Annotated in this window: 4 protein-coding genes; 2 read left to right on the top strand and 2 right to left on the bottom strand. The window is 72.6% G+C overall.

Annotated elements, in window-relative coordinates; all coding sequences use genetic code 11:
* A partial coding sequence (locus D3P35_RS24155) for a hypothetical protein (RefSeq protein ID WP_118138497.1) occupies positions 1–6,960 on the bottom strand: 6,960 nt, incomplete at its 3' end.
* A 411-nt stretch (positions 6,961–7,371) separates the two neighbouring features.
* On the opposite strand from D3P35_RS24155, the gene D3P35_RS24150 reads away from it, so the two are divergent.
* Both D3P35_RS24150 and D3P35_RS24145 read left to right on the top strand, forming a co-directional pair.
* Positions 7,372–8,994: an alpha-glucosidase family protein gene (locus tag D3P35_RS24150; protein ID WP_118138496.1), complete on the top strand. Its 1,623-nt coding sequence runs from the start codon at positions 7,372–7,374 to the stop codon at positions 8,992–8,994.
* Positions 8,995–9,283: 289 nt separating this feature from the next.
* The gene (locus D3P35_RS24145; protein ID WP_118138495.1) at positions 9,284–9,901 is read left to right on the top strand and encodes a LysE family translocator; all 618 of its coding nucleotides are present in this window, start codon (positions 9,284–9,286) and stop codon (positions 9,899–9,901) included.
* 227 nt (positions 9,902–10,128) lie between these two features.
* Here D3P35_RS24145 and D3P35_RS24140 read toward each other — a convergent pair whose 3' ends face one another.
* Positions 10,129–11,793 (bottom strand): alpha-amylase family glycosyl hydrolase, encoded by a 1,665-nt coding sequence (locus D3P35_RS24140; RefSeq protein ID WP_198670789.1) that lies wholly within the window; start codon positions 11,791–11,793, stop codon positions 10,129–10,131.
* Positions 11,794–11,982 lie beyond the last annotated feature (189 nt).

Below are 11,982 nucleotides of genomic sequence, written 5' to 3'. Positions count from 1 at the left end.
TATCGTGAGCGTGCCCCCGAAGGACGCGTCGCCGCCGATGGAGAGCAGGTCGCCGCGCAGGCCCATGAAGTCGACCGCGGCGACCATCTCGCCGCTGTCGGCCTGCGTGTAGTCGCCGGCGATGGCGAGCGTGTCCATGCCGCCCACCGCGCCGATATGCATGGTGCCGGCGTTCACCACATCGGCCTCGTAGCGCGCAGCACCGGTGAGCAACCCGCCCTCGGCATTGGTGAGGGTGAGGGCCGCGCGGCGCCGGGCGGGCGCCGCCGCGACGGCGAAGGAGGCCGCCGCCGGGCCGGCCGCGTCATCGGCATCGGCCTGGTCGATGAAGGTCTCGCCGTTGGCGTAGCTGCCCAGCACGCTGCCGTGGATATGGCCGGCGTTGGTGACCGCGAGCGCGGTGAGCGTGTCGGAGGTCTCGCCGACATAGCGCACCGCGATCTGCTCCTGGCCGGGCACGAGGGTGGTGCCGATGTAGCCCCCGGCGCCGACATCGAGCGTGTTGCCCGCACTGCCGCCGTGCATCAGCACGCCGTAGGCCGCGTTGCCCGTGCCGCCCACCACCGTGCCCTCGACCGAGACGGCGAGGTTCTGGCGCGGATCGAACACGCCGGTGCTGCTCTGGATGTCGCCGAGGCTCTGGGCGAAGAGGCCCACCGCGTTGCGCCCGGTGGCCGAGACCGTGGCGCCCGCCGCCACGCTCACCGTCACCGAGCCGCCGGCGTTGGTGACCGAGCCGCCGTCCACGTCGTAGTTTGACAGCTTGCCGGCGAAGACCCCGCCGGTGCCGCTGCCGCCGAAGCCGCCGGCGCCGCCGATCGACTGGGCGATCACGCCGTAGGCGCCGCTGCCGGTGGTGGTGACGTCGTCGCTCACGCTGACCGTCACGTCGCCGCCGCTGCCCATGGCCTGCTTGCCGGTGTCCAGGCCGACGTTGCTGAGCGTCCTGTCGCCGACGAACCGGCCGCTGTAGAGCTCCCAGTCCCCGGCGGTGAGGAAGATGCCGTCGGAGAAGTCGATGTCGCCGCCGATGCCGCCGCCGCCGCCCACCGACTGCGCCACGATGCCGTGCGCGCCGCTGCCGGAGGTGGCGAGGCGGCCGGTGTTGGCGGTGAGCGTCACGGCCACGTTGCCGGCGCCGTGCCGCGCCGTGCCGGCGGAGCCGAAGGTGATGGAGTCGAGCGCCCCGCCGCCGGTGGAGAGGATGCCGCCGCCGTTGGAGACCGACTGGGCGAGGATGCCGATGGCGCGGTCGCCGCTCGTGCCGCTCGCGTCATAGAAGCCCATGGTGACGCTCACCGCGCCGCCCGTGCCGCCGGTGCCGTTTGCGGTGGCGACGGAGCCGAGACGGGCGTCGCCGCCCATCACGTCGGAGAGGCGCATCACGCCGCCCCCGCCGCCCACCGACTGGGCCACGATGCCGTGGGCGTCGTCGCCCGTGGTGTGCAGCGAGGTGAAGTTGGAGACGGTGGCCGTGCCCGCGCCGCCGTTGTCCGTCGGGGCACTGGCGGAGGAGCCCAGCACCAGCCCGGCGCCGCGGCCGACCGACTGGAAGCTGGTGAGCACGCCGCCGCCGGCGCCGAGCGACTGCACGAGCGCGCCATAGGCCGCATCGCCCGAGCTGTGCAGGCCGGAGACCCCCTCCGAGCCCTGCAGCCCCAGCCTGGCCGCGCCGCCGAGCGCGTTCACCGTGTTGCCGCCCGTGGAGCCGAGGGCGTAGGAGGGCGTGTCCGCCGCGCCCGCCGCGGGGGCGAGATCGACGATGCCGCCGCCGCCGCCGGCCGATTGCACCAGCACCGCGTCGGCACCGTCGCCTTGCGTGTAGGCGCTGCCGTAGAGCGTGACCGTGGCGCCGCCGCCGGTGCCCGAGCCGTTCATGCCCGCGCCGTTGGCACCGGTCCCCATGGAGACATCGGTGTCGACGCCCTGCGGCCCGCTGGTGACGCCGTCGATCATGGAGAACAGGCCGCCACCACCGCCCAGCGACTGGGCGATGATCGCGCGGGAGAACATGCCCCGGGTGGAGACCACCGGGTTTTCGCCCCGGCCGTGGAACACCACCTCGACCGTGCCGCCGCTTTGGTTTTCCCGCGCCGTGGCGCCGAGACCGACCCGGATGTTGTTGCCGTTTTCGTCCGGGCCCTCGGCCGCGAGGCCGCCGGCCGCATAGCCGCCGCCGTTGCTGACCGACTGCGCGAGGATGCCGGGGGCTGCATTGCCCGAGGTGCCGATGGTGCTGCCGGTCTCGAAGGTGAGCGACACGCTGCCGCCCGCCGCATCGCGCGTGCCCTGGCCGCCCATTCCGACCCCGGCGATGCCGTTCACCGTGCCGACACCGCCGCCGCCGCCCACCGACTGGCCGATCACGCCGGCCGCGCCATCGCCCGCCGTGGACACCTGGAGCACGCTGTCGAGCGTGATCGAGCCACCGGCACCGGCCGAGCCTCCCGTGTCGCCGCCCGTGCCCGCCGCGCCCAGGTCGATCTGCACGGTGTTGCGGTCGAGGTAGCTGAAATCTCCGGCGTTGGGGTTGTCGGTGCCTTCGCGCAGGCGGGGGTCGAGGTCATAGGAATTGCCCGTGGCCTCCGAGCCGCCGCCGCCGCCGATCGACTGCAGCAGCACGCCATGGGCGAAGGCGCCGGTGGTGGCGATGCCGATGCCCGCGTCGCCGGTGATCTCGATGGCGCCGCCGTTGCCGAGCGCGCCGCCCTCGCCGTCCAGCGTGTAGATGGAGGGCAGCTCGGCGCAGAGATCGTTCGGGGTGATCTCGACGTCCGAGCCGGCGAGATCGGCAAGCCCCTTGGCGAGATAGCCGCCGCCGAGGTTGAGCTTCTTGCAATAGGCGCGCGAGGCATCGCCGCCGAGCCCGCCGCCGCCGCCCACCGACTGGGCCACCAGCCCGTGCGCCGCGACCCCCCCGGTGACGATCGTGCCGCCGTCGAGCGAGGCGCGGATGAAGCCGCCGCTGCCGCCCGTGCCGCCGGAGCCGCCGACGCCCACGAAGCTGCGCACCACCGAGATCGAGGTGGTGGCCTGCGCGGCACCGCCCGTGCCGCCGCCGCCGCCGATCGACTGCAGCACGATCCCCTCGGAGAAATCGCCGTAGGTGGCGATGTCGCCCGAGAAGGTCACGCCGGAGACCATCCCGCCGATGCCGCCCGCACCGCCCTTGCCGCCCATGGTGAAGCGGATGTCGACGGGCGCCTCGAGGTCTTCCTTGATCTCGTTGAGCTCCTTGATGAGGCCGCTCTCGTCGGCCCCCGCGCCGCCGGCCGAGCCGCCCGCGCCGCCGCCGCCGCCCACCGAGTGGATGAGCACCGCATCCGAATCCGCGCCGTAGGTGGCGATGGTGCCGGCGAGATCGGCGCTGTCGATCTCGCCGCCATCGCCGCCGCCCGCCCCCGTGCGGCCGATGAACAGGTCGACCGTGGCGGGGATCTTGTCGGTGCCGAAGCCCACGGTGGCGCTCTGCGAGGCGCCGCCGCCGCCGCCCACCGCGTTGAGGAACACGCCCTTCGAGGCCTGCCCGTAGGTGAGCACCGTGCTGTCCGCGGACTGGGAGTAGGTGAGGTGGCCGCCGTTGCCGCCGGCCCCGCCGGTGCCGCCGACGCCGGCGGTGAAATAGGCCGAGCCGGAGAGCTTCTTCTCGTTCTTTTCGCCCTCCTGGTTGCCGGAGGGGATCTCGAGGGTGAATTTCTCCGCGCTGCCGGTGCCGCCGGCGCCACCGCCGCCGCCGATGGAGAGCATGTGCACGCCGTTGGAGAAATCGCCCCTCGTGGTGATGGTCGAGCCGCTGCCGAGCGTGGCGGTGACATCGCCGCCGTCACCGCCCCCCTCGGTGCTGCCGCCCACGGCGATGTTGATGTTGAGCTGGATCTTCTCCTCGCCGGTCTTGGGCAGGGTGAGGGTGGTGCCCGCGGCCGAGGCATCGCCGCCCATGCCGCCGCCGCCGCCCGCCGAGATCGCCACCAGCCCGGTGGAACTGTCCGAGAGGGTGGTGATGGTCTGCCCGGTGAGCGTGGCGGTCACGTTGCCGCCGTCGCCGCCGCCCTTGCCATCGCCGCCGACCGCGAGGCTCACCTCGCCGTCGACCTGCGGCTCGTCGCTGGGGATCGACACGCTCACCGCCTTGGAACTGGCCGAGCCGCCCATGCCGCCGCCGCCGCCCACCGAGATCGCCACCGCGCCATGCGCGTCGGTCACGTTCAGGTCCGTGTCGTCGCCGGTCAGGATGGTGCCGCCGCTGAGGTCGAGCACCGCGGCGCCGCCCTTGCCCGCAGCACCGCCGGTGCCGCCCGCGCCGATGGCCATCGTGAACATCGCGTCCGCAGAGAAGGAGGTGGCGCTGCCGCCCGAGCCGCCGCCACCGCCGACCGAGAGCGCCACCACCCCGTTCGCATGGCCGCCGGTGGTGGTGATCGCGCCGCCGTCCATCACCGCCTGCGCGGTCGCGGCATCGCCGGACGAGCCGCCGCCCCCGGCGATCGAGTAGCTGCCGAGGCCGATGTTGTAGGCGTTCGCGTCGCCGCCCGAGCCGCCGCCGCCGCCCACCGACTGCGCCATCATACCATGCGCGTTCATGCCATGGGTGACGACCCGCGCCGTGTCCTGCACGGTGACGGTGGCATTGCCGCCGTCCCCCGCCGCCCCGCCGGAGCCGCCCACGGCCACCGCGGGCAGGCCGGCGCTCACGTCGAAGACCGAGCCGCCATCGCCGCCGCCGCCGCCGACGGACTGTGCGTGCAGGCCATAGGAATAGTCGCCCGAGGTGGTGAGCACCGCCGCCTCCGCGAGGGTGACGGAGGCGTTGCCCGCCTTCGGGCTGGAGCCGCCCGTGCCGCCCACCGAGATCACGCCCGTGCTGCCTGCCACCCGGCCGCCGCCGCCGCTGATCGACTGGGCCTGGATGCCCACGGAGCTGTCCTGCGTGGTGGTGATGTCGCCGCGCTGCGTGACATCGACCGTGCCGCTGGCGGCGCCGGTGCCGCCGTCCCCCGAGACGGTGAGCCCGCCGCTGCTCTCGCCCACGTTGCCGCCGCCGCCGCCGATGGACTGGGCGAGGATGCCGTTGGAGAATGCGCCGGTGGTGGTGATGGCGGCGGTGTTGTCCACCGTCACCGTGCCCGCATCGCCGCCGATGCCGGCGTCGGTGCTGGTCTTGCCGGCGATCTTGAAGCCGGGCGAGGCGTAGCCGCCCAGCCCGCCCATGCTCTGCAGCAGCACGCCGTTCGCATGCGCGCCGCTGGTGAAGATGGAACCGGTGACGGTGGTGTCGATCTGGTCCGCCGCGTCGCCGGTCACGAAGCGCACATCGCCCGCGGCGCCGCCCGCGCCGGCCACGGCGTGGTTGGGCGCGGTGGGGCCGTCGTCGGTCCATTGCATGCCGCCGGTGCCGCCCTGGCTGAGGGCATAGACACCGTGGCCGTAAGCGCCCCCGGTCGAGATGGAGCCGGTCACCGCCACCTTCACCGTGCCGCCCTGGCCCGCGTTGCCGCCGAAGCCGTCACCGTTGCCGCCGCCGCCGTCGCCGCCGACGGACATGGCGGTGATGCCGGGAAGCGAAAGATTGTCGCCGGTGGTGCTGACCTGGCCGGCGCTGTAGACCTGCACGCCCGAGGCCGCGCCGCCGAGACCGCCGGTCTGGTCGGTGGTGTTGGTGCGGGTGTTGTCCGAGCCGCCGCCCGCGCCGCCCTGCGAGATGCCCACCAGCGCGCCGGAGACGCCGTCGTTGTCGTTGATCTCGGCGATGCCGGAGCCGGACACGGTCACCGCGTTCGTGTTCACGACCAGCACCGAGCCGCCGTGCCCGCCGTTCGCGCCGTTGCGGTCGCCGTCGTTGGAGGGGTTGCCGACGCCGCCCTGCGACACGGCGCTGATGCCGCGCACGCCGAGGTCGAGGGCCGTGTGATCGGGCGTGGTGGCGCGGCTGACGGTGAGGGTCACGCTGCCGCTGTTGGCCACGCGGACCGCCTCGCCATTGCCGCCCACGGCGCCGTTGCCGTCGTACTCGTGGACGATGCCGGTGCCGCCGAGGCTCTCCGCGCCGATGCCGTAGACGAAGCGCGAGGCGGTGTAGGTGAGATCGACCGTGCCGCTGTTGGTGATGTCGACGGCGAGCCCGTCGGACGGGCCGCCGTTGCCGCCGTCACCGCCCTTCTGGGCATAGGTGGCCGACTTGTCCTGCTTGCCGCCGATGCCGCCGAGCGCGCCGGCGTAGATGCCCACCGCGCCGGAGGTGGCTGTGCCGTATCCGTTTTGCACCGAGCCAGAGTTGGTGATGGTGATGCTGCCGCCGTTGCCGCCGTCGCCGCCATTGCCGCCGCCGACGGTGGTCTCCGGCGCGTTGTCGCCGGTGCCGCCCTGGTTGCGCACGGCGATGCCCATCACCACGCCGCTGTTGTCGAACAGCCCGATCCCGTTGTCGTTCTCCACGTCGCCGTACCCGTCGATGTCGTAGTTGTCGGTGCCCGTGTGCTGCGAGAGCGAGACGGTGCCGCTGTTGGTGACCACGAGGGGGTTGCCGTTCTGGCCCGGGTAGCCGTTTCCGTCCGAATCGTGGGTGCCGCCGGGCATGGCGAGGAAATCGAGCACCAGGATGAGCCTGAGATCCGGGTCGCTGAGCAGCTTCTGGTTGTCCACCGTGTAGCTGTCCGGTTCCCGCATGTCCTCGGAATCGACGAATGGCGTGCCCGGGTCATAGGGGAATTTGACGTTGACCGTGTCGCCGGGGGTGTCGTCCGTCACGGTGCAGGTCTGGTCACCCGAAACGGGCTCCAGGACGACCCCGACCAGCGTGGCCGTGGCCGGGCAGTCCACCGGGTCGGCCCGGCCGGGCCCGGCGCCCATGAACAGCGTCATCGAGAGCGCGGTGCCCGAGAGCAGCGCGGCGCGGAGGCCGCCGCTGCGGCAGGGGCGGGAGACATCGGCGGAACGGACGGAAATGCTGACATGACGGGACATGGATGCGGGTCTCCTGCCTGGACTTGCGGAACGATGAGGGCCGGGGGGGTCAGGGCTGCCCGGGCGGGACGCGGGACGCGGGCGTCCCGCCGGCGGCCGGGGCCACGGCGCGGCAGAATTTTCGGAGGAAATGTGGCGAGTTCGTGGCAAATCCAAAGACATTATGGCTATCGCAACACATTTTCACACTCCGCCCTACACATGTTCTCGGATTTTGGGCGACATGTATTTCATAATTTCGCGGATTTACAATGTTTTTATTCTAAGCCGGGCCGGCGCCCTGCTCGGGGAGGCCGATTCCCGGCCCGTGCGACCGGGTGAAAAGCCGGGGAGGGGCAAAGCCTTCTGCAGGATCGAGGGAACTCACGCCCCCCGCATGCCATTGACCCTCACAACCCCCTAGGAGGCAGCATGACGGACACGCAACCTCAGACCGACTGGTGGAAGGGCGCGGTCATCTACCAGATCTATCCGCGCAGCTACCGCGACACGACCGGCAACGGCGTGGGAGACCTGCGCGGCATCACCGCGAAGCTCGACCATATCGCGGCCCTCGGCGTGGACGCGGTATGGATCTCGCCCTTCGTGAAATCCCCCATGCTCGATTTCGGCTACGACGTGTCGGACTACTGCGCCGTGGACCCGATGTTCGGCACGCTCGAGGATTTCCGCGAGCTTCTCGACGCCGCCCACGCCCGGGGCCTGAAGGTGATCATGGACCAGGTGCTCTCGCACACCTCCGACCAGCACCCCTGGTTCCTCGAGAGCCGGCAGGGCCGGGACAACCCCCGCGCCGACTGGTACGTCTGGGCCGACAGCCGGCCCGACGGCACGCCACCCAACAACTGGCTCTCGGTGTTCGGCGGCTCGTCCTGGCAGTGGGAGCCGCGGCGCGGCCAGTATTACCTGCACAATTTCCTGCGCGAGATGCCGGACCTGAACTACCATTGCCCGCAGGTGCAGGAGGCGGTGCTCGACGCCTGCCGCTTCTGGCTCGACATGGGGGTGGACGGGTTCCGCCTCGATGTCTGCACCTTCTACGCCCATGACCGGGAGCTGCGCGACAACCCGCCGAACCCGCATGTGCCGCAGGGCGAGGCCTTCCGCTTCAACCCCTATTCGCGCCAGCTCCACGTGCACGACATCGTGCAGCCGGAGACGGTGGCCTTCCTCGAGCGGCTGCGCCGGCTGTGCGACGGCTACGGCGACCGGGCGCTGCTGGGCGAGCTGAACGAGAGCGATGCCGTGCGCATCCACCGCGAGTACACCACGGTGAAGCGCCTGCAGCTCGCCTATGGCTACTGGCTGCTGGGCGCCCATGACGTGACCCCGGCCATGCTGCGCGGCGTGGCCGCCGACCTCGGCCATGACGAGAACAGCGGCTGGCCCTGCTGGGCGCTCGACAACCACGACTTCTCGCGCGCCGTAACGAGGCTGGGGAGGGAGGACGCGCCGGAGGCGGTGACGGTGCTGCAGGCCGCCCTCACCTGCCTGCGCGGCGCCTGCTGCCTCTACCAGGGCAGCGAGCTGGGCCTGCCGCAGGCCGATCTCTCCTATGACGCGATCATCGACCCCTACGGCCGTGAATTCTGGCCCGCCTACAAGGGCCGTGACGGCGCGCGCACCCCGATGCCCTGGGAGGAGCACGCCGAGCATGGCGGCTTCTCGGATGCCGCGCCCTGGCTGCCGGTGACCGAAGCGCATCTCGCCCTCGCGGTGGACGCGCAGCGCGCCCTGCCGGGCTCGACGCTGAACCGGATGCAGCGCTTCCTCACCTGGCGGCGCGACATCGCGGCCCTGCGCCGCGGCGGCATGGAGTTCGTCGAGGCGCCCGAGGGCGTGCTGGCCTTCCGCCGCTCCCTGGGCGAGGAGCAGGTGACCTGCGCCTTCAACCTCACCCCCGACGAGATGGTGCTCGACATGCCCGAGGCAGCGGTGGGCGCCGCGCTGGAGGGCCACGGGTTCGGCGGCGTGCGGCGGGGCGGGGAGATCCACCTCCCCGGCTACGGCGCCTTCTTCGCCGCCGCGGCCTGAGGGGGCGGCGCAGCCCGGCAGGGCCCCGGCCTTCGCCCGGGCGCAGGGCCGCGCCGGAAGTTGCCCGCGAAGAGAGCGACCCGACACGGGGCGCTCTTCCGGGGCCTGCCCGAAGCGGGGCGCGGCGCCGCCGCCCCGGCATGCCGCAGCGCGGCGGGGCCGCGTCCGCTCCGGCGTGTCGCGACTGCCGGGGGTCTCCGCCTGCGGCAGGGGGACCGCGTGCCGGCGCCACGGGTCTCCCGCCCGGCGGGTGGCGCGTTACCATCACCTGCGAAACGGGGCCCATGAGATGACACCGGAACAGATCCTCGCCTTCCTGCCGGCGGCTTTCCTGCTGGGCATTTCGCCCGGGGCGAACAACCTGCTCGCCTTCACCTCGGCGGCAACTGCCGGGTGGCGGCGCGCCGCCGGGGGCGTGCTGGGGCGGCTCGCCGCCTGGGCCGTGCTGGTGGTGCTGGTCTCGCTCGGGCTCGACACGCTGCTGCGCGCCTCCGAGGCTGCCTTCGTGGCGCTGAAATGGCTCGGGGTCGCGTTTCTCGCCTTCCTCGCCTGGCGCTTTTGGCAGGCGGAGGACGCGCGGCCGCCTGAGTTGCCGGGAACCGCGGCGCTGGCGCGGCGGGAGTTCCTGACCCTGCTGGGAAACCCGAAGGCCTACCTGCTGCTGACCGCCGTGCTGCCGCAGTTCCTCGGCGACGAGGCCCCGGCGCGCGCGCAGCTCATTCTGCTCGGCGGCCTCTACCTGGTGACAGAGGGGCTCGCCGCCACGCTCTGGGCGGCGGCGGGCGCGCTGCTGGGTGCGCATGCCCTCACGCCGCTGCGCCGCCGGCTGCTCAACCGGGCCTCGGCCGGGCTCATGGCCTGTGCCGCCGTGCTGCTGGCCCGCTCCGGCCGGGCAGCCCCCGCCTGACCCTCCGCCCCGAGGGACCGCCACCCCGCAGGATGTCGCCCGGCGCCCGGCCCGGGCCCGCGGCCGGGGCGCGAAACCGCCGCCGCCAGCGGCCGGGGGCGGCCCGCCCGCAGCGGCACCTCGCCGTCTGCGCTCGGGCGGCGGGTGTCTCGTGGCACCGGCCCGGCCCGGGGGAATGCCGAATGCCGGACGGCGGTGCAGCGCTCCGCCCCGCCCTGCACCGAGCCTCAGCCGCCGGGGCGCGCCAGGGCGAATTCCAGCGGACCGAGGCTCACGCCATGCGCGCCGCGCCGGGCCACGCAGCCGGGGGCCGCGACCAGCTCGCAGGCTTCGCCGAGCGGCATGAAGGCCTCGTCCTCGCTGAAGTTCACCATCGCCTGCAGCTCCTCGCCCTCGAGCCTGCGCCGCCAGGTGATCACCGGCGCGCGCTCCGCGCTGCTCATCAGCTCCTCGCCGTGGCGCAGCACGGCGCTGTCGCGCCGCCAGTGGGCGAAGCTGCGCAGGAAGCTCAGCACCGAGCCCTCGTCCTTCTGCTGGCGCGAGAGGGCGAGGGGCAGGTGCTCCTCGGGCATCGCCAGCCAGGGCTCGGCGCGGCTGAAGCCGCCGCGCGGGCCGCGCGAGCTCCATGGAAAGGGCGTGCGCGCGCCGTCGCGCCCCTCGAAGGTGGGCCAGAAGGCCTTGGCCCAGGGGTCGACGATCTGCTCGAAGCCGAGCTGCGGGTGCGGCAGGCCCAGCTCCTCGCCCTGGTAGATGATGCAGCCGCCCTTCAGCGTCATCTGCATGAAGAGCAGCATCTTCGCGGCCTGCACGCGCCGGGCGTCCACCGCGAAATGGGTGAGGTTGCTCACCGCGCGGATGGTGTCGTGGTTGGTGAAGACGTTGTAGAGCCAGCCGTCGCCGATGTGGCGCTCGCGCCGGGCGAGCTGCTCGGTCACCGAGTCCACCTCCGGGTGGCAGTTGATCAGGCTGAAGTCATAGACCGCGTGCAGCCCGCTGCCCTCGGCGCTGAAATCGCCCGCCGCCCGGGCGGTGTCCATGTCGGCGATCTCGCCGATCAGCACCACGCCGGCGCGATCCGCGAAGCGGCGCAGCCGGGTGAGGATGTGCTGCGCACCATGGGCATGGCGGTCGAACTGGTGGTGCTGGGCGGCGAAGGGGTTGGTCGGCCCGCCGCCGATCAGCGCGTTCGAGCCCTCCGGCCCCACCGGCGGGTTCGAGCGCAGCCCCTCGTCCCAGGACAGGCACTGCGCGGCATCGATGCGGAAGCCGTCCACGCCGAGGTCCACCCAGTAGCGCATCTCGGCGATCACCTGCTCGAGCACCTCCTCGTTGTGCAGGTTCAGCGCCGGCTGCTCCTTCAGGAAGGGGTGGAAGTAGTATTGCGAGCGGCGCGGCTCCCACTCCCAGGCCGGGCCGCCGAAGGAGGAGAGCCAGTTGTTCGGCGGCATGCCGTCGGCCTGCCGGTCGGCCCAGACGTACCAGTCGGCCTTCGGGTTGTCGCGGCTCTGGCGGCTCTCGGCGAACCAGGGGTGCTCCTCGGACGTGTGGCAGGGGATGAAGTCGAGCAGCAGTTTCAGGCCGCGCTCGTGGGTGGCCTCGAGCAGGGCCATGAAGTCTTCCATGCTGCCGGCAGAGGGGTCGACGAGGCGGAAGTCGGAGATGTCGTAGCCGAAATCCTTCTGCGGCGACTTGTAGAAGGGCGACAGCCAGATGCCGTCGACCCCGAGGCTGGCGATGTGGTCGAGCCCCTCGAGCACGCCCGCGAGATCGCCGATGCCGTCACCGTTCGTATCGCGGAAGCTGCGGACATAGACCTGGTAGATCATCGCGCCGCGCCACCAGTGAACTGCGGGCGCCTGCGCGGCTTCGGAACGCTTGAGCGGACGGTTCATCTCTCCTCTCCCCCCGGAGTTGCTGCGTGAATCGGGACATGCGTGGCACCCCCGTGGCGGGACGGGCGGCGCGGACGCGGGCGACGCCGCTCTCCCCCGCACCCCCCTCGGGGCGTGGTGCGCGGGGGCGCCTCGCGCCCCCCGATGAGAGGGCAACGCCCCCGCCGCCCGGGCGTTCCCCCCGGGCCC

The organism is Oceanicella sp. SM1341, assembly GCF_003448965.1.
Lineage (GTDB): Bacteria > Pseudomonadota > Alphaproteobacteria > Rhodobacterales > Rhodobacteraceae > Paroceanicella.
Note: the sequence above shows the minus strand (reverse complement) of the source record. Positions and strands in the feature narration are given on the sequence as shown.